The 21,505-nt window shown below is 58.4% G+C and carries 16 protein-coding genes and 1 tRNA gene; 9 read left to right on the forward strand and 8 right to left on the reverse strand.

What is annotated here, in order from left to right; translation table 11 throughout:
• Positions 1-13: 13 nt before the first annotated feature.
• The 5 genes from GQR90_RS02280 to GQR90_RS02300 all read right to left on the reverse strand — a co-directional run bounded on the left by GQR90_RS02280 (position 14) and on the right by GQR90_RS02300 (position 9,374).
• Positions 14-2,713 carry a GNAT family N-acetyltransferase gene (locus GQR90_RS02280; RefSeq protein WP_199269459.1) on the reverse strand — a complete coding sequence of 900 codons (2,700 nt, stop codon included), beginning with the start codon at positions 2,711-2,713 and terminating at the stop codon, positions 14-16.
• A complete protein-coding gene (locus GQR90_RS02285) occupies positions 2,710-4,293 on the reverse strand; it encodes a lysine N(6)-hydroxylase/L-ornithine N(5)-oxygenase family protein (RefSeq protein ID WP_158772713.1) in 1,584 nt (527 codons plus the stop codon). Before GQR90_RS02285 ends, GQR90_RS02280 begins: the two co-directional genes overlap by 4 nt.
• The gene (locus GQR90_RS02290) at positions 4,286-5,971 is read right to left on the reverse strand and encodes a pyridoxal phosphate-dependent decarboxylase family protein (RefSeq protein ID WP_158772714.1); all 1,686 of its coding nucleotides are present in this window, start codon (positions 5,969-5,971) and stop codon (positions 4,286-4,288) included. Before GQR90_RS02290 ends, GQR90_RS02285 begins: the two co-directional genes overlap by 8 nt.
• Positions 5,972-6,301: 330 nt before the next feature.
• On the reverse strand, positions 6,302-8,434 hold the full coding sequence (locus GQR90_RS02295) for a TonB-dependent siderophore receptor (RefSeq protein WP_199269460.1): 2,133 nt from the start codon (positions 8,432-8,434) through the stop codon (positions 6,302-6,304).
• Between the two features lie 244 nt (positions 8,435-8,678).
• Positions 8,679-9,374: a hypothetical protein gene (locus GQR90_RS02300; protein WP_158772715.1), complete on the reverse strand. Its 696-nt coding sequence runs from the start codon at positions 9,372-9,374 to the stop codon at positions 8,679-8,681.
• Positions 9,375-9,717: 343 nt separating this feature from the next.
• Here GQR90_RS02300 and GQR90_RS02305 point away from each other — a divergent pair.
• Positions 9,718-9,794, forward strand: a tRNA-Ile gene (locus tag GQR90_RS02305).
• Positions 9,795-10,097: 303 nt separating this feature from the next.
• Here GQR90_RS02305 and GQR90_RS02310 read toward each other — a convergent pair.
• Positions 10,098-10,655 (reverse strand): PRC-barrel domain-containing protein, encoded by a 558-nt coding sequence (locus GQR90_RS02310; RefSeq protein WP_158772716.1) that lies wholly within the window; start codon positions 10,653-10,655, stop codon positions 10,098-10,100.
• A 693-nt stretch (positions 10,656-11,348) separates the two neighbouring features.
• Between GQR90_RS02310 and GQR90_RS02315 the strand changes: the two genes are divergently transcribed.
• The 3 genes from GQR90_RS02315 (at position 11,349) to GQR90_RS02325 (ending at position 12,838) form a co-directional block, all read left to right on the forward strand.
• On the forward strand, positions 11,349-11,579 hold the full coding sequence (locus GQR90_RS02315; RefSeq protein WP_158772717.1) for a hypothetical protein: 231 nt from the start codon (positions 11,349-11,351) through the stop codon (positions 11,577-11,579).
• A 516-nt stretch (positions 11,580-12,095) separates the two neighbouring features.
• The gene (locus GQR90_RS02320) at positions 12,096-12,416 is read left to right on the forward strand and encodes a hypothetical protein (RefSeq protein ID WP_158772718.1); all 321 of its coding nucleotides are present in this window, start codon (positions 12,096-12,098) and stop codon (positions 12,414-12,416) included.
• 194 nt (positions 12,417-12,610) lie between these two features.
• Entirely contained in the window at positions 12,611-12,838 is a 228-nt protein-coding gene (locus GQR90_RS02325) for a hypothetical protein (protein ID WP_158772719.1), read from the forward strand.
• A 137-nt stretch (positions 12,839-12,975) separates the two neighbouring features.
• Here the strand turns inward: GQR90_RS02325 and GQR90_RS02330 are convergent, their stop codons facing one another.
• Positions 12,976-14,586 carry a peptidoglycan DD-metalloendopeptidase family protein gene (locus GQR90_RS02330; protein ID WP_233266398.1) on the reverse strand — a complete coding sequence of 537 codons (1,611 nt, stop codon included), beginning with the start codon at positions 14,584-14,586 and terminating at the stop codon, positions 12,976-12,978.
• Between the two features lie 512 nt (positions 14,587-15,098).
• Here GQR90_RS02330 and GQR90_RS02335 point away from each other — a divergent pair.
• Together GQR90_RS02335 and GQR90_RS02340 are read left to right on the forward strand one after the other, a co-directional pair.
• Positions 15,099-16,004, forward strand: coding sequence for a LysR family transcriptional regulator (locus GQR90_RS02335; protein WP_158772721.1), 906 nt, complete (start codon positions 15,099-15,101; stop codon positions 16,002-16,004).
• A gap of 113 nt (positions 16,005-16,117) precedes the next feature.
• Complete coding sequence (locus tag GQR90_RS02340; protein ID WP_158772722.1) at positions 16,118-17,128, forward strand: glutathione S-transferase family protein; 1,011 nt, start codon at positions 16,118-16,120, stop codon at positions 17,126-17,128.
• A gap of 25 nt (positions 17,129-17,153) precedes the next feature.
• Here the strand turns inward: GQR90_RS02340 and GQR90_RS02345 are convergent, their stop codons facing one another.
• Positions 17,154-17,702, reverse strand: a complete 549-nt coding sequence (locus GQR90_RS02345; RefSeq protein ID WP_158772723.1) for a YaiI/YqxD family protein — start codon at positions 17,700-17,702, stop codon at positions 17,154-17,156.
• A gap of 556 nt (positions 17,703-18,258) precedes the next feature.
• Between GQR90_RS02345 and GQR90_RS02350 the strand changes: the two genes are divergently transcribed.
• The 3 genes from GQR90_RS02350 to GQR90_RS02360 all read left to right on the forward strand — a co-directional run bounded on the left by GQR90_RS02350 (position 18,259) and on the right by GQR90_RS02360 (position 21,503).
• Complete coding sequence (locus tag GQR90_RS02350) at positions 18,259-19,983, forward strand: DEAD/DEAH box helicase (protein ID WP_158772724.1); 1,725 nt, start codon at positions 18,259-18,261, stop codon at positions 19,981-19,983.
• A gap of 189 nt (positions 19,984-20,172) precedes the next feature.
• Complete coding sequence (locus tag GQR90_RS02355) at positions 20,173-20,751, forward strand: hypothetical protein (RefSeq protein WP_158772725.1); 579 nt, start codon at positions 20,173-20,175, stop codon at positions 20,749-20,751.
• On the forward strand, positions 20,748-21,503 hold the full coding sequence (locus GQR90_RS02360; protein ID WP_158772726.1) for an endonuclease V: 756 nt from the start codon (positions 20,748-20,750) through the stop codon (positions 21,501-21,503). Before GQR90_RS02355 ends, GQR90_RS02360 begins: the two co-directional genes overlap by 4 nt.
• Positions 21,504-21,505 lie beyond the last annotated feature (2 nt).

Genomic DNA, 21,505 nt, shown 5'->3' on the forward strand with positions numbered 1-21,505 from the left:
AACCTGTCACCGATTAGCGGCGCGCGAAGGCCGCAATGGGGTTGTCCAGTTCTCCCTTGAGCTGCAGTGCGCCGGACGGATCGGTGAGATCGACCATCTGCTGGTTGTTGCGCAGCTGCAGGCGGTTGAGGCATGACAGCGTGAAGCGCGGCGCGAACATGTCGTGACGCGCGAACTTCTCGGCCATCTCTGGATGGGCATCCTGGTAGTCGTGGATGCAGACGGCGACGCGTGACCAGAAGGCCTCTTCCGTCATCACCTGTTCACGCACCAGCAGCGGGACCGCGAAGCGGAAGATGCAGTCGAAGACATCGGTGAGCAGCGACAGGATGCGAATCGGTTCCGGTACTTCCATCACCAGGCGCTCGACCCCTTCGGGAAGCTCAAGACTGCGGGTGTAATCGGTGGCGAACAGACAGGCTTCTTCGGCGATATCCTTCATCAATGTGCCGCAGGGCACGCCATCACGCAGACGCAGGATCAGATTCTCGCCGTGTGGCATGAATACCAGGTCGTGGGTGAAGTAGCAGTGCAGCAACGGCGTCATGTAGGCGGTCAGCCACTTGTCGATCCACGCTTCGGCACCGATGCCGGAACGCTCGATCAGCGCGGGCAGCAGCGCCTTCTCATCGTTGTCGACGTGCAGCAGCGAAGCCATGGTCATCAGGCGCTCGCCTTCTTCCTTGACGTCGTCCGGGCTCTCGCGCCACAGGCTGGCCAGCATCTTGCGATAGCCGACGGCCGCCGGGTCCGCGTCTTCCAGCACATCGTCGCGATAGCCGACAGCGGCGACTTCGCGCAGCAGGCGGAAGCCCCATGTCTCGAAGGAAGGGTCAGACTCCACCAGTGATTGCAGCCACTGATTGATGACCGGCGTGGCGCGCATGTAATACGGCGACAGGCCGCGCATGAAGCCCATGTTGAGGATCGACAGCGCGACCTTCACATAGCGGCGCTTGGGCTGATTGCGGTTGTAGAGCGTGCGAATAGACTGTTGAGCCTGATAGCGATCTTCGCCGAGCCCCAGGCAGACGATGCGTTGGCTTGAGATCTCGCCGGCGAAGGTGATCGCCAGCTTGTGGCTCCACTGCCACGGGTGCACCGGCATCATCAGGTAGTCACTGGCCACCAGACCCTTGTCGGTCAGCTGACGTTCCAGACGAATCAGTTCTGCCGCTCCCAGCTCTTCTTCCAGCAGGCGACGCGGATCGAGATCGTCAATGGCGGAGTAGTGAGCGTTGTCGCGATGCACGGCGATCCATACCAGCGACAGCGGTTGGGCGGCTTCCGGCGCGTAGGCGCGATAGTCCAGCGCATCAAAGCCCATGCGACCATTGTTGGCGACGAAGCAGGGATGGCCTTCGCTCATCGCGGATTCCAGCGTCTGGAAGGAGGCGCCGGCCAACACGCGCGAGGATTGATTCTCACGCACGGCGCGCTGCAGCTTCCAGGCGCTGGAGGCGAGAGTTGCACTGACTTCCTCGAGATAGACCGGCAGCAGGCGCGGCGGAATCTCCAGCACATCGTTGAGCTCCAGAATCAGCTCACGGGCATCCAGCGGCAGCGAGTCGCCATTGGCGTTCAGGCGCAGGATAGAGGCAGCGTCGATCAGCCAGTGATCGAGCTGGAAGCGCCGCGCGACGAAGCGATACTCCACCGCGCGTCGGCTGACGGGAGCCTTGTCACTCTCCGGGTGGGGCAGCGACAAGCGGAAATGATGCCAGCCATCTGAGATACGTGATGTGTTGCGAGCACTCTCGTCATCGGCGCACTGCGGATGAATCAGGCGTTCATGGCTGAATTCCGACAGCGCCTTGCGCACCAGCAAGCGGTTGGCATGCTGCCAGTCGGCGGCGATGAGGTGCTGACTGGCCGCGGCAGGATTTGCGCTGACGGTTGTATCCAGACGCGGGCTGCGCGAGGCCAACGCCGTGCGGAAATCCTGTGGCGTGCAGAAGCACAGGCGTGCCGGCTTGCCGTCGAGATCCAGCGGGCCGTGATCCACAAAGCCGACAGCAGCATTCAGCGGATGGATGGCGGCATTGCGGCTGTCCGGCTCCACGACCACGCGGGTCACGGGGCGTAGAGCCTCTTTCCCGCCATCTTTACCTGAAATGGCATGCTCATCGCACAACTGACCCGCGAAGATCATCGCCATGATCGACTCGATCACTGCACGTGAGAAACCGCTGATGGCTGGCTGATTATCGTTGCGCGGGGCGACGAGGAAATGCATGCCGAAGTCACCGGGCTGGACGGCATAATGCGTGCCCAGCGGATCATGTGCCGGGTCATACAGCTCGACCAGAAAGGCCGGTTGGTCGTTGTAATAGCCCATCCACCCCTGGGCATGGGCACTGTTCTCGAGGTCCTGGTAGAAGTCGTGCTTGGTGGTCAGAAGATCATCGCTCATGCCCCAGAAGCTGGCCCGTGCACCGCTGGTCCACTCATCCACCAGCGGCATGTCTTCGGCGAGATTCAGCGGACGCAGGCTGAACTCGGCGCGCTCCGGCGTGCTGGCATCCTGGGGTTTGCGCAGGCGTGCCTGGGCCTTTTCCAGCTCCACGGCACGACGCGAGAAGCAGGCTGTCGGCGCTGGCGAGAGCAGATTGACCACTGCGGGCGCGTGATGGGTCGTGGCGCCAAACAGATGCTGTGACGGTGTAGCAGCGCTGTGAGAACGGTTGCTGGTGATGTCGACTGGCATGTTCATGCAGTGGTCTCCCGGTGTTGCGGTGCGGCGGTGTGCTCGGTGATGTCAGCGGCGGAACTGAGGGCGGCGTTAGCGGTGGCGCTGGCGTGCGGGCTGCTCTCGCCATAGGGAAGATGAGCAGCAGGCAGCGGCGTGAAACCATTGCCGCTTCGCTTGCCGCCTTCCTTGTCACTGCTCGGCGCACCGAAACTCTGGAAGGCAATGCGGCGTTCGATCGGATAGGCCTCACGGCCGGTGATGGCGCGCAGGATGCAGCTGTTGCGATAGCAGGCCATGCCCAGATCCGGTGCGGCCAGCGAGTGGGTGTGCAGCTCGGCGTTCTGGACGAAGATCTTGCCCCCTGTCGGGGATTGATCACCGACATTGCCGTCGGCTCCGGCAGTGCCCTCAAGATCGATCGCATAGAAGCGACCGACGGCGTAGCGACCTTCCTCGTCACGACGAATGCGTGATTCGATGCTGTGCAGGAAGGATGGCGCGACATAGTGATAGCCGGTGGCCAGCACCACGGCGCTGGTGTCATGACGCCAGGCCTGCTGCTGCTCACGCTGATAGAGACCGAGGGTGAAATCGCCACTCGCGGTGTCGCGATTCAGGGAGGTCAGTTCGGTGTTGGTCATCAGGGTAGTGGGGACCACGCCCTGCAGCTGCTTGGCGTAAAGGGTGTTATAGATCTCGTCGATCAGCTCGAGATTGATGCCCTTGTAGAGTCCCTTCTGCGTGGCGAGCAGCGTATTGCGCTGTTCACGCGGCAAGGCGTGGAAGTAGTCGATGTAGTCCGGCGAGGTCATTTCCAGCGTCAGCTTGCCGTATTCCAGTGGGAAGAAGCGCGGTGAGCGCGTGATCCAGTTGAGTTGGTAGTCGTGCTGGTCGATCTCGCGCAGCAGGTCGAGATAGATCTCGGCGGCGCTCTGACCGGACCCGATGATGGTGATGGCCGGTTGGGACGTCAGCTCGTCCTTGCGCGCCAGATACTGGGCGTTGTGGCACACACGGCTGCCGGCTATCGGCACATCGCTGCGCACTGCATCGGCCGCGCTGGGCAGATACGGCTGGGTGCCAGTGCCCAGCACCAGCTTGCGGCCGCGATGCACGAAGGCGACACCCGTGGAAGGGCGTGTGCCACGCACGACGTAGATGTCACCGACCTGCTGGATATCCTCGACCTCATGATCAAAGCGCAGGCTGGAAAGCTCACGTGCTGCCCACTGGCAGTACTGATTGTATTCACGGCGCAGCAGGAAGAAGTCTTCGCGAATGTAGAAGTTGTAGAGCTTGTCGTGCAGCTTCAGATAGTTGAGGAAGCTGAAGTGGCTGGTCGGGTCGGCCAGCGAGACCATGTCGGCCATGAAGGGCGTCTGCATGCTGGCATCTTCCAGCAGCATGCCCGGGTGCCAGTCGAATTCAGCCTTGCGCTCTAGGAAGACGCCGTTGGCATCGTCCAGCGGTTCGCTCAGACAGGCCAGACTCAGGTTGAAGGGGCCGATGCCGATGGCGATGAAGTCCAGCACCTCATCCTGAGGAGTAGAGAGATCAGCATTGGCTGAGAGAGTGGAATCAGCTGAGGGCGTGTCAGACATGATGAGCTTCCTTGCGGGCTTGGGAGTCGCGAGTGGCGCCGTCAATGGTGGAGGCATCATTGGCAATGCGGGTGGTACGGGTGGCCATCGGAATATCGGCCAACTGGGCGGCGAGCTGTACGTTGAGCAGCGCCTGGCCGTGCTGGCGGATCAACGCGACGACGGCGGCGAGGTCTTCATGCGTCGTTTCCGGGTTGAGCAGAGTGAACTTCAGGTACTGATGACCTGACACCTTGGTGGCGGCGACGATGGCTTCACCACTGGCGGAGAGACGCTTGCGGATGGCGCGATTCAGCGCATCCCACTGCGCATCGGTCACGCTGGCTTCCGAGGGGGTGTGGAAACGGAACACGAGCGTGCTCAGCTCCGGTGCCTGCGCTACCTCGATATCCGGCGCTGCTTCGAGCAGGGTGTAGCCTTCTCGGGTCAGGTCGATCACGCAGTCGAGCATGTCACCCAGTGCGTCGGCACCCATCAGACGCAGCGTCATCCAAAGCTTGAGAGCGTCAAAGCGGCGCGTGGTCTGCAGGCTCTTGTTGACCTGGTCCGGCGTGCCTTCGCGTGCCTGCAGTTCCGGATTGAGATAGTCGGCGTGATAGGTGACGTGGCGCAGCTGGGTACGATCACGCACCACACAGGCACTGCAGCTGACGGGCTGAAAGAAGGTCTTGTGGTAATCGATGGTGACGGAGTCCGCCATCTCGACGCCCTTGAGCCAGTGACCATGGCGTCGTGAGGTGATCAGGCCACCACCGTAGGCGCCATCGACATGGAACCAGATGCCACGGGCGTGACACTCGCGACCGATGGCCTCGAGGGGATCGATGCTGCCGAAGTCCGTGGTGCCGGCAGTGCCGACCACGGCCATCGGGATCAGGCCCTCAACCCGGGCTGTATCCAGCGCCTCGCGCAGGGCAACCGGGTCCATGCGACGACGTTCATCCACCGCGACAGGAATGACGGCGTTATGGCCAAGCCCCAGCAGCGCGCAGGCTTTCTGCAGGCTGAAGTGACTGATGCCGGAGGCGAAGATGCGCAGGCGGCCCGCTTCTGGCGGCAGGCCATGCGTCTGATTGCCAGGATGATTCGGCAGCTTTTCGCAGACGGCGTCGCGCGCCAACAGCAGGGCCATCAGGTTGGATTGGGTACCGCCACTGGTGAAGATGCCATCAGCGGTCGCGCCCAGTCCGAGTCGTTCTGTCGTCCAGTCGATCAGACGCTGCTCGATCAGGGTGCCACCGGCGCTCTGGTCCCAGGTGTCCAGGGATGAATTGATGGCACCAAGCAGGCTTTCTGCCCACACCCCTGGCAGCACGACTGGGCAGTTGAGGTGGGCGATGTAACGCGGGTGGTGGAAGTAGACCGCATCCTTGAGATACAGCGCCTTGAGTTCTTCAAGCCCGGCTTCCAGATTCTCGAGGGGCGTCTCGAGATCCAGATCCGCGAAGGCAGGTCGCAGAGCATCTGGTGTGATACCACTGAACGGTTGTTTGACGCTGTCGAGCTGCTCACTCACCAGCGCACTGATCTTTTGCATGCCCACTTGCCATTCCTGCAGGTTGGCAGGCGAGAAGAGGGCTGCCCGGGGAGAGGCAGTCAGTGCTGAAACCGGAGATTTTGACGTCGGAGTACCGGCTGCAGCACCATAGGTGGCGGCAGAATCATGAAGGCTGTGCATTGCATCACCTTATGCGAATGTTCGCAGATAAAAACTTGGAAAAGGCTCGTGACTCGACCTGGACAGGAGGTGAGAGGACGAGAACCAATCAGGTCATTCATCAAGTGCCGCGCGGTGCGGTCGTTTCTTGTAGGTCGTGCTTACAGGTCTAGCTCAATTCAATGGATCGATCGTTACGTGACCGATCGTCTAGCGGGCAGTGATTCAGCAGGCGATGGGCGGACAGCAGGTCTGGCAGGCGATGGTGCCGGCGACATCCTTGCCGCCGGCGGATACTGCAAAACGATCAGAAACCCTTGGGACATCGATCAGAACTGTCTGGATCTTCGATCAAAAATCATAGGTCAGTGTGGCTGTCACGCTGCGTTCCGCTCCGTAATAGCAGAAGCTGGTGTTGTAGCAGGACGCGATATATTCCTTGTCCAGCAAGTTGCTGACGTTGAGCTGGACGCTGGTGCCGCTCCAACCGACCTGGCTCAGGTCATAGCCGACGAGGGCATCGACCAGGGCATAGTCCGGGACCTTTTCGGTATTCTCGGAATCGGCCCACATGTCGGCGTAGTAACGCACGCCAAGCCCGGCGTTCAGGCCAGTCAGCGTCCCTTCTTTGAAGGCGTAGTCACCCCACACGCTGACCTGATGCGCGGGCACCTGGTTGGCCGTGTTGTCTTCGGTACCATCTTCGGCCTTGGCGTAGGTCACGTCGGTGTAGCTGTAGTCAGCCTGCAAGGCGAAGTTGCGAGTCAGCTGGCTGCGCGCTTCCAGTTCGACACCCTGGGACTCGATCTCACCGTAAGCGGTGTAGTAGCTGTCTTCCGGGTCCTTGGAGGCGACGTTCTCCTGATTGATGCGGAACAGCGAGATGCTGTACTGATCACGAGTGCCGTTGGGCTGATATTTCATGCCGACTTCGATCTGCTTGCCGGTGGTCGGGTCGATCAGATCACCGTCTTCGTCGGTGTAGGAGTTGGGCGAGAAGGACGTGGAGTAGCTGATATAGGGCGAGATGCCGTTGTCGAAGCCATAGATCAGGCCGAGACGGCCCGTCATCTCGTTGTCACTCAGCTCACTGGTGGTGTTGTAGTCGCGATCGGTATTCTTGATGTTGACCCAATCCTGGCGCAGGCCGGCGGCCAGGTTCCAGCGACCCCAGCTGACCTGGTCCTGCAGATAGACCCCCGTCTGGTCCAGCTCACGCTTCTGATTTTCGGTGGCGTAGATGGAGACGTCGGCATCGCTGCTACTGGTGACGTCCAGCGAGCTGGCGGTGCCGTATTCCCAGTCAACGTCATTGGTGCGGGTCTGATAATCGACGCCGGCCAATAAGGTGTGATCGAAGGCACCGGTGGAGAAGCGGCTTTCGAGCTGGTTGTCGACGGTCCAGGCGCGCAGGCTCTCTTCGCCGCCGGAGTAGTAACGCGTCAGCTCGGTGTCCGAGGCCCAGCCATAGGCGTAGACCTGCTCCAGCGAGACATCGGAGCTCAGATAGCGAAATTTCTGACGCGCGGTGACGTCGTCATTGAAGCGGTGTTCGAAGTCATAACCGACCATGCGTTCGGTACGGCTGAATTCTTCGTAGTCTTCGTCACCCTCGTAGAAATCACTACCGAGCTTGATGCCGTTATGGCTGGTCACGGTGCCTTCGTAGGGCAGACCGGAGTGATAACCGCCTTCCGGATCTTTCTGGAAGTAACCCATCAGGGTCACGGTGGTGTCGTCGGTGACATCCATGGTGACCTGTGGCGAGAAGGCGTAACGCTCTTCGCTGACGGAGTCGACCTGGGTATCTTCGGCGCTGGCAAGGCCCGTCACGCGGTAGGCGATGCGCATCTCGTCATCCAGCGGGCCGGTGAGGTCGAAGGCGGCGCTGCGCTCGTTGTCAGTTCCGACGGTGAAACGTACCTGACCGGAGTCCTCGAACTCAGGACGCTTGGACTCCATGGCGACCAGGCCACCAGGAGAGGAGCGACCATAGAGGACAGACGACGGCCCCTTGACGACCTCGATGCTGTCGAGGAAGTAGGGATCGATGGTCATCGAGCTGTAGGAGCCCGAATCACCCATCAGCTTCAGGCCATCGAGAAAGGTATTGCTGACACTGCCATCGGAGAAGCCGCGCAACACGATGTAGTCGTAGCGATTGGAGGCGCCAATCTGATTGGTGAACACGCCGGGTGTGTAGTCGGCAGCACGCTGTACCGATTCGGCGGCGCGCTTGTCCATGTCCTCACGGGTGATGGTGGACACCGCCTGCGGCGTCTCGAGATAGCTGGTATTGGTCTTGGTGGCAGCGGTGGTGGTCACCGTCATGGTATCCAACTGCTCGTCCTGAGCCTCCCGGTGATCGGCTGCCACGGCTTGTCCTGCCATGGGAATGCTCAGGGCGATCGCGAGTGCCAGCGGGTGCCGAGGCAGGGAGAGCAGTGGAGACCGATGTGGGTATCGCGCAGCGGAGTCTGTCATGGGGTGTCGTGTTCCATCGTGAATGACGTTTATGCGAATGCTTCTTGTTTGATATCGCTCCTGTGGGTAGACGACGCGTCAGGCACTTTCTGAACCATGAATGAGAATTATTTTTGTCTTGACGCAAAAAAGCCGCCCAGTGGGCGGCTTTTCCATGTGTGATGAATGTGCGCATCCATCACGGGTAGTTAGTTACGAGCAGTTCGTTACGAGCAGTTCATTACGGGTAGTTCAACAGCAAGGCTTACTGATCGATCATTTCACCCTGCAGGGTGACGGGGATGTCACCGACTAGAGTGCCGTAGCCCAGCAGACCCAACAGAGTGCTGCCTACCTGATTCTTGGCGACTGCTGCACTGTCCAGTGCCAGCGGTTCGGCATTGCCAAAGCTCAGATGGGTCGCATCCAGGCGCGTCACATCTAGTGGCAAGGTATCGTGATGGGTGCGATTGCCATCCGTCGCTGTGAAGGGCACCTGCATGCGGGTTGAGTCACCTGTCTCAAGCGCTGCCAGCGCGACAGGGTCGAGATTCAGCGTCAGCGTGGCCAGGCGCATCTGACTGACACCTGATAACCACGGCGGTAGCTCTCCCACCTTGTCGAGCAGATCGGTCTGGCTGACGCTCAACGGAATGGTCATCTTGCCGTCATCGCCCACGGTACCACTGAGGCCACGCAGGTGATGAACGTGCTCGATATTTCCCTGCGCGCCTTTCTCGGTCAGCGTAGCGGTGGCACCACTGGAAGCAGGCACCAGCTGCCAGGCTGCCTGACTTGGCAGGCTGACGCCGATGCTACTCATGGCAAAAACCAGTGCGGCTGCCTTGAACGGAGCACCAAGTTTGCGGTGTCCATTGCCACATACATTGAAGAAGCCAGTCGTGTGGCGGGCAAGGCGTTTGGTGAGGTATGACGTCCAGCGGGAAAAGGGCAGTGACATGAATGACTCCTGATGGCCAGGCGCTGATGAGGGCAGAGCCCATTGGTGCGCATTGGGACATTGGACACGCAGGAAGGACAAGGGTTCGCGCGTCAAATGGATTGGTACAAGCGTGGTGTGATGGTCTGGATAGGGAAGGTGTATAACGATCAGTCAGGTAGGTAGCAAGGAGTGGAATGAGGGCCGCACGACGGTCAATAGAGTAGCTGAGCCAAGATGTTTCATGAAATGCAGACATGAATCGAGATAAGGTGAAATAGGGGGTAATGAAGTTATTGGCTATGTTGTTGAGTTTTCGGGCTTTCCTGAGGCTTTCGCTTTCGCTATCATATGCGCGCTGCACGGGCCCATAGCTCAGTTGGTTAGAGCACTCGACTCATAATCGATTGGTCGCAGGTTCAAGTCCTGCTGGGCCCACCATGCGTTCCGGTTTATGTCGGTACGCGAGACAAGTCGCTCAAGGCGGCTTTTTTTGCATCTGAAGGTTAGCCATCCTCGTTTACGTCATGCCTGCAGCCCTTCCTCAAGTACTCCTGTTTTCCCCTCATTATCTGATTTTCGGCTCTTCCGGCTAGCGTGGCGCGTACCTCCTTCTTACCGCGGCGAATGCGCCACTTGCACGAGTAGAAATAGCGAACGCCCCGTGCCAATGAGGCAGCGGGGCGTTAGATGGTCACGACGCTCAAGTGAAGCGCCGAGCATTCACCTCATGCGTGAAGCCGGTTACTGGGGGTCGTCACTCATCTTGGCTTCAGTGTCGTTGGCTGTGCCACTGATGGCGTTACCTGCAGTGGTCAAGGCGTTGGCTGTTGCCTTGCGAGTATCCTGCCAAGCGCTTGATGCCGTGTTCTTGGTTTCGTCCCAGGCCGCGGCTGCGCTCTTGCGAGTGTCTTGCCACCAGTCAGTCGTGTACTGCGGCTGCTCTTTGAACTGTGACTCATCCATGCTGACGTGGATGCGGTACTCAAGAGTTTCCGGGTTATCACCTTGTTCTGTCTGCAAGGTGAATTTACCTGCCTGCACCACATATTGCTGTTCATTCAGGCCCAGGGCTTCGTCACTTTCGACGACCAGCGCTGCCACTTGCATGTTGTCATCCAGCAGGATGTCTTCGACTTCTCCGATGACCTTGCTGTCATCATTCTGCAGATAGACCTCGGCATCCATCAGCTCATCTGCGGAGTAGAGTCCCTGCGGGCTAGCCATGGCCAAGCCGGTAGTAGACAGCAGCGTGGTCGCGGTGATCGCACCCAGAATCTGTTTGCGGTTCATCTTGCTCATGCCGTACTCCTTGCGAACTTGTTAATCGTTATTCCCTGCCGGACGCTTTTATCTGTCTGGCGTGGGTGGGTCGCCATGTGTCACGACCATGCAGACTAAGATCCCGTCGCAACCGACAAGTTTCAAGGGGGAGAGCGAAAAAGTTATACGCCAGTGTTGTTGAAGGAGAGGGGAGCTGCTCGATTACGCTATGTTCTACAAGACTTTTCGCCCGGATACCTCCAGTGTTATCAACAACGACGCTAACGATGATCCTTGATGATGGTGCGGGTCGTGCGTGACCAATCGTCATGTTGAGACTTGCTGAAAATAGTCGTGATAAAGGCGAATACTGCTGTTGTATAGCGTCATTTTGGTGGGTTTTTCGATTTTTTTGTAGCGAACTGTTACCGCGAATGACGTGAGTCATTGGCATGTCGGCAAGCATTCCAAGGCAGATTTACGATATTTAAACGACATGGTTGGATGAGTCATTGGCCATTTCATGGCGATCTGGATACGTTTTGAAACATGCATAAACTTGTACAAGATAAAGAGATTGTCTAACTTTGCCAGTGTCAGAATGGTATCTGCCTTCAACAAGCGCATTCTCGTCATCATGTTATCCAGTGAGGATGCTGGCAGGGACACACGCTTGCAGTGGCAATAGTGGTGATAAAAAGTCTCATCCAGTTTCCAACTGAGGGCATCGAGATGAATTCAGTACGTAAGGTTCCCATGGAGTGTTCACGTTGTGGCAGTCACCAGATTCATCTGGAAGATGTTCCCGCGGATGACGACATCGTAAGCTGCGCGGAATGTGATGAATTCCTTGGTGTGTGGTTCATGCTACGTGATCGTCTCGAGGTCAATGCCCGCAAGCACGCCATGGTTGATCCTGCACTGATCTCACATAAAGCCGTGCAGCAGTTGGAAGCCAAGTAGGTGGCAGAAAGAACATGATGCTCGGTGCTTACGCTAGCGCCGATGATGAAAGACACCATGGCCTCAGGGCCAGATAGACTTCGTGATATCGCTGACGACTGTTCAGCGTCCTGGTTGACCCGCGGTGAGCGCTGTCTCCCGCTAGTGGTCCTGCTCTGCCTGAGAGTGTTTTCCCGGCCCCCGTGGTCGGGATTTTTTTGGCTTGTCGCATGGTGAGTGACCAGGTAGCAGAGAATCCTGACTGGGTATCTGGCCACCATTTGATCCGTGTCATCAGGCTGACTGTTATCTAATTGTAAGATTGCGCTGTCAAAATCGTGCTCGTCTTGAACCTCGATAATTAGGCACTCACATGACGGTTTATCAATTACCTGCAATATCTAACATAAAGTGCAATGGAGTCTGCGGCCTCGTGTCTCCATCATGCGCACGCAACTTGAACCATGCCTTCATGTTTTCTGCGTCGAGAATCTGGTCATGACATCGTTATATCTTGCGCTGAAAAGGAGTTCGCGCATGTTTTCCCCTTCTGTTCCAAGCCGTAGTGGACCCCAGTGCCCGGTATGCAATGAAGCACTGGATTGGCCGGCTCGTGATCTTCCCGAGGAGCATGTCCTGAAGTGCCCGAATGGACACGCACTATGCTCGATGGGAGATTTTCGCCTGGCTGCACGTGAGATGGCACTTCAGGAAGAGTTTCGCCTCACGCGTGATGGTGCAAGGTCTCACGCACAGCATCTAACGCCGGGTCGCTCGGCCACATGCACGCACAGCCTGAATACGTCAGGCATGAGTCCGAAGGGCAGCTCATCTGCTGAAAGCATCAGTGTTGCCTGATGAGGCATCACTACTAGAATGATGGATCATTCTGAAAAGGCCCTGGCATACGTGTCGAGGCCTTTGCATCCTGTATTGATGAAGGCCTCGAGAGACAGTGAGAGGGGTTGCAAGCCAATGAGCCGCCCCCATGTCTTGCGCATAGGCTGTGAATCAAGCGCAGCTCAACCGGACATCGAACAGGAGAGCGCTTCATGCCAGATCTTTCAGAGGAACTTCGCATCCCCAAGGCTTGCTCCGATTGTGGCAGCCACCTTGTCAGGGTCTCCCAGGTTCACAATCCAGATGACAAGGTTTTCTGTGCTTCCTGTGGCGCATACATCTGCCTCTATGCTGATGTCAGCAAGATGCGTGAAGAGGGAGCAGACAGCGAAGCCGAGGAGTTGCTGGAGCAGGTCGCCAATCGGGGTATGAAGAAGTGATCTTCCCTACAGGCATGGTTGCCTGATGCCTCAGGCTCCCAAGGCGTAGCAATCGGAGTTCTGTCTTCGGCACGCAGCGCTCAGTCACAAAAAAGCCTCCCGTATGGGAGGCTTTTTTGTGACTCGAGTTTGCAGATTCAGCTCTCGTCGCCGCGTGTCGGAGCGCTCGTCTTGGCAATGGCACCAGTATTATCGGCGGCTTCAAGCTTGGCCAGCATGTTTTGGGATTCACGCTTGAAGGAGGCCAGTGCCTTGCCAGACAGTGACTTGCTGTTCGGCAGCTGTACTCGCATGGCATCGACCTGACGGTTGTTGACCATCACCTCATAGTGCAGGTGAGGACCGGTAGAGCGACCAGTGTTGCCAGACAGTGCAATCTTCTCGCCCATCGACACACGCTCACCTTTCTTGACGAGCGGCTGGGAGAGATGCAGATAGCGCGTCTTGTAGCCGTTATCCATGCGCAGCACCAGATAACGACCGGCCAGCGGATGGTTACCTACCAGTTCGACCACGCCATCAGCGGTAGAGAGAACCGGTGTGCCGACACGAACGGCAAAGTCCGTCCCTTTATGCGGACTGATACGGCCCGTGATCGGATGACGACGATTCAGGTTGAACGGTGAGCTGATGCGCGCCTTGCTGGCCAACGGGAAGCGGTTGAACGCTGGGTCCAGACCCTTTCCATCCGGTGTGTAGTAGCGGCCATCCTTGGTGTTGCGTACCACGGTGACTGATTTACGGGCACCTTCATAGCGAGCCGCCAGAATGCGGGAATCAGTGCTGGTGCCTTCAATCATGTCTGACTCGACCAGTACCTGGAACTTGTCGCCCTTGCGAGTATCGCGACGGAAATCGATCTTCTTGCCCAGCACCTGCGTCAGTTGTGAGACATCAGCGACACCAAGTCCAGTGGACTCGGCAGACAGCGAGAAGCTGCCGCTCACCGTACCGGCGAACATGCGCTGGGTGGCCTGAGTGGCCTTCTCGATATTGGCGACATTGAAGGTGTCGTTACTTTCATCGTGCTTGATCATGAAGCCACGACGAGCGTCCTTCATGATGCGCAGCGCTAGAAGGTCGCCGGATTCATCCAGTTTGTAGTCGAAGCTATCGCCCACGCGCCAATGCGTCAGGACGCGTTTGTTCGGTAGCGACTTGATGATGCGTGTCGTTTCGCTGTACCCCAGGCCCAGGGAGCGTTCGGCCATCACGGCGAAGGTATCACCGGCCTGAACGGTATAGGTCTGCCACTCAGGGACATAGACTTCCTTGACTGCCAGCTCGGTCTGCAGTGTTGGGCTCTCGCCCAGTTCGACCGGATCGACCGACAGGTCATCGTAGGAGGTGCCCCCCGGCTGCTCGTCAGTCGCGGTGGCGATGACTGCCTCGGCTGTTTTCACCGCAGCCGGCGCCAGCGCCACGACAGGGCCTGCTGCCTCAGCATCAGGATGATAGGTGTCATCCGTCAGCAGTGTGGGCATGTCGAAGTCGATATCGACGATTTCACTGGGCTTGAGCGCGGCCAGTGGGACATCACCGGTGGCGAGGATGGCCTGCTGTTCAGCATCCAGGCTTTCAGCTGACGGGGGGGCTGGAGCGGTATCCGTGACAGGCATCATCATTGAAATGGTAGCCGGCGTTGTATCCGCGCTGGCCAGATCGATGGCAATGCTTTTTGAAGAAGGAGAAACATCTTGAGCATCAAGAGTTTCGATAAGCTTATGAGCGCCCAGCACGGTGACCATCGTCGCAACAGGTAAAAGAAGATACTTGTGCACGCGTGGGAGCGAATGAAGGATTCGCAGCATATGTGACCAATAATGAATAAGTGAAGTAAATAGGTGACAACAAATTTGCCATTGAACCTTAACCAAGGATTTTCACGACCGATAGGGTGGATACATGTCCAGTATGAGTAATTCAACCCTATTTTGATCATGGCAACTGTGAATAGAGGTTCCCGCGACATGTTGTTGGGGGGTAATAGCGCCATTTTTGCTTACGAAACACTGTTCCTGCAGTAAATCCTGCTTGGTGTTAAATTTTGTAAATCTACGGTAAAAAGCCGAAATTCGCCGCTCACATTACGAGGATGGCGACCTGATGGAAGATGATTGCCCCCGTTTACCGTCAAATAGAGAATGCCTTATGTCCTGTCATTCACGTTTGTGTCCAGCCTACGGTCTCTGATTTTTGTCTTCGTCATGTCAGGATTGGCATGCGTGTATTTTTGCACGCGTTCTGGAGAGTTCCTTCGATGTCGTCACGCGTGACACTGGCTCAATGGCAAATGCTGGCCGCTGTGGTTGATCACGGAAGTTTTGCCCGTGCCGCAGAGGCCGTTCACAAGAGCCCCTCGACCCTCAATCACGCAGTGCATCGCCTTGAAGCCCTGCTGGGCGTGCAGGTGCTCGAACCGGTCGGGCGCAATGTCCGACTGACCCAGGCTGGCGAGCTGCTGCTGCGCAGAGCGCGGCAGTTGATCGCGAATGCCCGGGCATTGGAAGACGTTGCTGATGCGCTGTCGGCAGGTATGGAAAGCGAGATCGCCATTGCGGTGGATCAGCTGTTCCCTCCCGAGGTGCTGGCACGTGCGTTGGAAGCCTTCTCTAGCGCCTATCCCCAAGTGCGCGTCCAGCTGCACGAGACGACACTTGCCGGCGGTCGCGAGTTGTTCGACAACAAGCAGGCAGATCTGTTGATCAGCGGGCTGACATTGGATGGCTATCTCGGGGTTTCTTTGCTGCGCGAAACCTTCATGGCGGTGGCAGCGCCTGGACATCCATTGCATGCCCTGGGGCGACCGCTTGATCTACGCGATCTCGTTCAGCATCGTCAGCTGGTGGTTCGTGACAGCAGTCGTTCGACCGGCATGGATGCCGGGTGGTTGAAGGCCGAGGCACGTTGGACGGTCAGTCATCTGGCAACATCTGTGGATCTCGTCGAACGCGGGCTGGGCTTTGCCTGGCTTCCTCGCGCGCGCATGAGCGATGCCCTGGCTCAGGGGCGGTTGTTGCCGTTGCCGCTGGTCAATGGCAGCGAACGCGAAGTGCTGCTGATGCTTTATTTGCCGGACGATGATCGTGCCGGTCCCGCCGTCAGGGCGATGAAGGAGGAGCTACACGCTGCCGTCGGGCTGGAAACGATCGAAAATCACGCCTGAGTGGCATGGACGTTCGAGAAAGTCGATCGTTTGGCGGCAGCGAATTCGCTTGCGATGTGACGCTGGGCTCTTAATCTGGTGGGATTGCAACTATCGCCAAAGGAGCACTCGAGATGGGATTACTGGTCAATGGCAACTGGCAGGATCGCTGGTATGACACCGATAGCACCGGCGGTGAATTCAAACGCGAAAACTCTCACCTGCGTGATTGGGTCGTAGCGCCTGATTCCGCGCTCGAGGGGCCCCAGGGTCAATCAGCCGTGCCAGCCAGCGCAGATCGCTTTCATCTCTACGTATCACTGGCTTGTCCGTGGGCGCATCGCGTGCTGATCATGCGTTCCCTCAAGGGACTCGATTCGCTGGTCGGCATGTCCTATACCAGCCCGCTGATGCTTGAGCACGGCTGGAGCTATCTCCAGGAAGAGGGCTCCAGCGGTGACCTGATCAATGGCGTGCGCTATCACCACCAGCTCTACACCTTGACCGACCCTGACTACACCGGTCGGGTCACTGTGCCGGCGCTGTGGGACAAGCAGGCCGGACGAATCGTCAACAATGAGTCGGCGGAGCTGGTACGCATCTTCAATCGCGCCTTCGACTCCCTGAGCGGCAATGATCTGGACTTCTATCCCGAGGATTTGCGTGGCGAGATCGATGCCGTCAATGCCGAGGTCTACGACAAGGTCAACAATGGCGTTTACAAGACCGGCTTTGCCACACGTCAGGATGTCTATGAGCGTCACTACACAGCGCTCTTCGAGTGCCTCGATGCACTGGAAGAGCGCCTGGCCGATTCACGCTATCTGGTCGGTGAATGGCTGACCGAGGCCGATATTCGCCTATTCACCACACTGGTGCGCTTCGATGTCGTCTACTTCGGGCACTTCAAATGCAATCAGCGGCGCATTGCCGACTATTCCAATCTCTCCCACTATCTGCGCGAACTGTATCAGTGGCCGGGGATTGCCGAGACCTGTGATTTCGAGCACATCAAGACTCACTACTACGCCAGCCAGCAGACCATCAACCCGACGGGGATCGTACCGGTCGGGCCGAGTCTGGAGCTCGATACACCGCATGATCGCGAGCGTCTGCCGGGACAAGGCATTCGTCGCCATGCCTGATGGCAAGTGAGCAGCGCTGTGGTGATCAGGCGCGGGGCTTTGGGCGCCTGATTCTTGCCAGCCAGCGGTCCAGTGCATTGCCGAAGTCGCGCTGCTCACGCTGACCGTAAGCTGACGGCCCGCCGGTATGTTCGCCGCTGGAACGCATGCTCTCCATGAAATCGCGCATCTGTACCTTGGCGCGGATGTTGTTGGTATCCAGCGCCTCACCGCGAGTGGTCATCACCAGTGCGCCTTTCTCGATCGCCTCCAGTGCCAATGGCAGATCAGAGGTGATCACCATGTCGCCAGGGTGGGCGCGCTCGACGATCAACTGGTCGGCGGCATCTGCTCCGGCAGGCACCGAAATCGCCTTGACGTGCACGGAGCGCGGCAGGGGGACCTGATGATTGGCGACGAACCAGGTCGGGGTCGCGGTGCGTTCCGCGGCACGCACCAGGATATCGCGTGCGGCACGCGGGCAGGAATCAGCATCTACCCACAGTGTCGTCGCGTGGACACCGGTCGCCGACGGCACGTCAGAAGCTGATCTGTCAGGTGAGGGTGTTGCGTCGGAATGAGGTGTGTCTGTCATGCAGATGGCTCCCTGTAAGTCATGGTGGCCTGCGACCAAGGTCAAAAGAAAAGATGCAGAATGCGCGAGGGGCTGCTAGAATGCCAGTTCCTCGCATGTAGTGACCCACCATCCTGAGTAGCCGAACCCGATTCGATCGCCTTTCATCTATGGCCATCAGCCGGTGTTTCGTGCCTCCCGGACCGCGTGGCGTAGCTTGCCCGAGCCATCCGTGACCCCTCGATTGTTCGATGTCCGGCCGCCACGATGCAAGACCCGTCCCTGTCCACAGTGTGCATGATGGAGCGTCCCGAGACTCTGGATATAGAAGAGCCTCTGGTTGCTGTACGGTCGCCGCAGCGTTGTGCCTGAAAGCGGAATTGCGTCTGCCTTCAGTGCAACCCGGGCCCGTCCATGCCAAGACGTCCAAGTACGTATTCGTACGTTTTTTCTGATGATGCCAGTGCCTTGTGCCTGACGGCATCGCCAGACGGAGCCCTTACGCTTCGTGTCGGTTCAAGCCGACCCATTCTTCAGCCGCAAGCTTTACTTGTGGCCATTTAGGTGTGAGATATACATGACCACGACTCCCGTCGTCGATCGCTTCAGCGATCTTGCCCTGCTGCCTGCCGTCCTGACCTCCCTCGAGAAGCTGGGCTACGAAACTCCGTCCCCCATTCAGGCTCAGACCATCCCGAGTCTGCTGGAAGGGCGTGACATGATCGGCCAGGCGCAGACCGGTACCGGCAAGACCGCTGCCTTTGCTTTGCCACTGTTGACCCGTCTTGATCTTGACCGCCGTGAGCCGCAGGTTCTCGTGCTGGCTCCGACCCGCGAGTTGGCTCAGCAGGTCGCTGTCAACTTTACTCGTTACGGTCAGTTCATGCGTGGCCTGGAAGTGGCGACTCTTTGTGGCGGTCAGGATTACCGCGAACAGATGCGTAGCCTGAAGAGCGGCGCTCACGTCGTCGTCGGTACCCCGGGTCGTGTCATCGATCACCTGGATCGCAAGAGCCTCAACCTCAACGGCTTGAAAGCACTCGTGCTTGATGAAGCTGATGAGATGCTGCGCATGGGCTTCATCGATGACGTCAAGCGCGTCGTTGCTGATACCCCGAAGGAAGCGCAGCGCGTCTTCTTCTCTGCAACTCTGCCGACCGAAATCGAGCGTATCGTCAACCGTTACCTCGTTGACCCGATCAAGGTTGCCATCAAGTCTGAATCTGGCATGGCATCTACCATCGAACAGATGATGGTACGTGTTGAAGGCGGCGCGAAGCTGGAAGCCCTGTCTCGTCTGCTGGAAGTCGAAACTGTCGATGCCGCTATCGTCTTCGTGCGTACTCGTGCTGCCTGTACCACTGTCGTTGAACAGCTGATTGCACGCGGTATCTCCGCGGCTGCACTGTCTGGTGATCTGGATCAGTCTCTGCGTGAGCGTACCGTGACACGCCTCAAGCGTGGCAAGGTCGATGTATTGGTCGCTACCGATGTTGCGGCTCGTGGTCTGGATGTGGCGCGTATCACCCACGTCTTCAACTACGATCTGCCGGGTGACAGCGAATCCTTCGTACACCGTACTGGCCGTACCGGTCGTGCTGGTCGTGAAGGTCGCGCCATTACCTTCGTCAGCGGTCGTGAAATGCGCAAGGTTCGTTGGATCGAACAGGCCTTGGGCCAGCGCATCACCGAACGCCAGCTTCCGAGCGAAGAAGAAATCCGCGGTCATCGTGACGCTGCTTTCCGTTCACGCGTTGTCGAAGCACTGGGTAGCAGCTCCAACGGCCATCGCGCCTTGGTGCAGAGCCTGGTCGACGAAGGTCACGATCCGGTCGAACTGGCTGCTGTCTTCGTCAAGATGGCACGTGCCGAAGAAACGCCTATCCAGTCTCTGCCGAAGCCGGGCGCACGTCGTCCTGAGCAGCGCAATGAGCGTCCGGAACGTGGCGGTGAGCGTGCGGAACGTGGCGAGCGTCGTCCTTCTTCTGCTCCGGTCGCCCGTGAAGGCATGAAGCTCTATCGCGTGGCTGTTGGTCACCGTGATGGCGTCAAGCCGGGCCAGCTGGTTGGCGCACTTGCCAACGAAGGTGGCATCGAAGGTGCTCGCATCGGTCGTATCGATATTCGCAACACGCACAGTGTCGTGGAACTGCCGAGTGGCCTGCCGACTAGCGTTGTGTCCAAGATGGCGCGTGCTCGCGTCGCTGGCCGCCCGCTGGAACTGGCTGAAGATGGTGCTGCCGCCAGTGGCAGTGCACGTCCGCAGCGCCGTGAAGGTGGCGACGACCGTCGTCGTGCCTGATAAGGCATGAGCCTGTCGCTCACGGAGTGATAGTGCTGATAGAACCGGTACCTCGAAAAGAGGTGCCGGTTTTTTTGTGCCTGAACGACAGGGTAGGTCAGACTGGTATCCTGTCGTCATGGCGGGCTGGCCGCTTTGGTGATGCCACGTCTGAATCATGCCATTCCCCATCTTCACGAGGATTTTTACATGACGCTCGCACTTGACGGTCACTCACCCCGTTGGCAGGTATCGACTGCTGGTCGCCTATTACTGTGCGCGATGCTGGCAACTCCCCTGTTATTGATCGGGACACCGGTCAACGCGCAAGGAGTGGCAAGCAGCGCCACGCCAGAAATCACGATTTCGCTGATTTCACTGGAGTCATTGCGTCTGGCGCCGGTGGTGATGCCGGATGGTAGCCCGCTAGGTCAGGTCGAGGACGTATTGAGCGACACGCATGGCCAGATTCATCGTTTACTGGTACATCCTGAAGGCAAGGATATGGCTGCCAGCATCGATTTCTCGCGCTTTACGCGTGAGGCCGTCAGTGATCCGACTCAAGCACAGTCACCGGGTGACATCCGCTATCGTCTGGTGTTGGATATGACGCCTGAGCAGTTGGAAATGCGCGCTGATCAGCCACTCTCGAGTCGTCTGTCACGTCAGTTGGAGCGCAGCATGGGAGACGTCGAGAGCGGGCTGGATCGCTTCCGCAACCAGGCCGCCGGGGTGTTGCGCTCGCTTGGTAAACAGCTGGAAGGTGAGTCTGATGAACAGGGTGAATGATGACCGTACTGCATGACTGGAATATCACTTCTGAGGCTGCCGTAGCACTGCAGCGTAGACTGGCCACTCAGCTGAAGCTGGTGTCCCTCTGGACGTCGCCCTACCAGTGGCCCACCACCATTACGGGTGTTGATATCGGCTTTGAGGAAGGTGGCGAGATGACGCGTGCAGCGGTCGTGACACTGGATTTGGCGACGCTTGAACCACTCGAGCAGCGGGTCATACGCCAGCCGACACGCATGGCCTATATCCCCGGGTTGTTGTCCTTTCGGGAGCTGCCAGCAGCCATCGCAGCGCTGGAATTGCTGGAGCAGCCGCCCGAATGTCTGATGGTGGATGGTCATGGCATTGCTCACCCACGTCGTCTGGGGGTGGCCGCTCATCTCGGTCTGTGGTGTGACTTGCCTGCACTTGGCGTCGCCAAGAAGCGTCTGTGTGGCAAGCATGATGAGCCAGGAGAGGAGCGTGGTGACTGGGCGGTATTGAGGGATCGCGTGCGTGAGCCGGATGCTGAACTGGGTGTGATCGAAGACTCGAGTCTGCCCAGGCGCGATCAGCGCAGCCGGCTGGGTGCCGTGCTGCGCTCCCGCATCAGCGTCAAACCGATATTCGTCTCACCGGGCCATCACATGGATCTGACCACCGCGCTAGCACTCACCCGACATTGCCTGGGCAAGACCAAGCTGCCCGAGCCGACGCGATTGGCCGATCAGCTAGCGAGTCGACGTCTCAAGCAGCTGCGTGAGCCCTAGAC

The sequence above is a fragment of the Cobetia sp. L2A1 genome (genome assembly GCF_009796845.1).
GTDB lineage: Bacteria > Pseudomonadota > Gammaproteobacteria > Pseudomonadales > Halomonadaceae > Cobetia.

Excerpts from the sequence above, each read along its gene's own strand:
- GQR90_RS02280 (WP_199269459.1), bottom strand. The coding sequence starts at position 2,713 with ATGAACATGCCAGTCGACATCACCAGCAACCGTTCTCACAGCGCTGCT.
- GQR90_RS02285 (WP_158772713.1), bottom strand. The coding sequence starts at position 4,293 with ATGTCTGACACGCCCTCAGCTGATTCCACTCTCTCAGCCAATGCTGAT.
- GQR90_RS02290 (WP_158772714.1), bottom strand. The coding sequence starts at position 5,971 with ATGCACAGCCTTCATGATTCTGCCGCCACCTATGGTGCTGCAGCCGGT.
- GQR90_RS02295 (WP_199269460.1), bottom strand. The coding sequence starts at position 8,434 with ATGACAGACTCCGCTGCGCGATACCCACATCGGTCTCCACTGCTCTCC.
- GQR90_RS02300 (WP_158772715.1), bottom strand. The coding sequence starts at position 9,374 with ATGTCACTGCCCTTTTCCCGCTGGACGTCATACCTCACCAAACGCCTT.
- GQR90_RS02310 (WP_158772716.1), bottom strand. The coding sequence starts at position 10,655 with ATGAGCAAGATGAACCGCAAACAGATTCTGGGTGCGATCACCGCGACC.
- GQR90_RS02315 (WP_158772717.1), top strand. The coding sequence starts at position 11,349 with ATGAATTCAGTACGTAAGGTTCCCATGGAGTGTTCACGTTGTGGCAGT.
- GQR90_RS02320 (WP_158772718.1), top strand. The coding sequence starts at position 12,096 with ATGTTTTCCCCTTCTGTTCCAAGCCGTAGTGGACCCCAGTGCCCGGTA.
- GQR90_RS02325 (WP_158772719.1), top strand. The coding sequence starts at position 12,611 with ATGCCAGATCTTTCAGAGGAACTTCGCATCCCCAAGGCTTGCTCCGAT.
- GQR90_RS02330 (WP_233266398.1), bottom strand. The coding sequence starts at position 14,586 with ATGGTCACCGTGCTGGGCGCTCATAAGCTTATCGAAACTCTTGATGCT.
- GQR90_RS02335 (WP_158772721.1), top strand. The coding sequence starts at position 15,099 with ATGTCGTCACGCGTGACACTGGCTCAATGGCAAATGCTGGCCGCTGTG.
- GQR90_RS02340 (WP_158772722.1), top strand. The coding sequence starts at position 16,118 with ATGGGATTACTGGTCAATGGCAACTGGCAGGATCGCTGGTATGACACC.
- GQR90_RS02345 (WP_158772723.1), bottom strand. The coding sequence starts at position 17,702 with ATGACAGACACACCTCATTCCGACGCAACACCCTCACCTGACAGATCA.
- GQR90_RS02350 (WP_158772724.1), top strand. The coding sequence starts at position 18,259 with ATGACCACGACTCCCGTCGTCGATCGCTTCAGCGATCTTGCCCTGCTG.
- GQR90_RS02355 (WP_158772725.1), top strand. The coding sequence starts at position 20,173 with ATGACGCTCGCACTTGACGGTCACTCACCCCGTTGGCAGGTATCGACT.
- GQR90_RS02360 (WP_158772726.1), top strand. The coding sequence starts at position 20,748 with ATGATGACCGTACTGCATGACTGGAATATCACTTCTGAGGCTGCCGTA.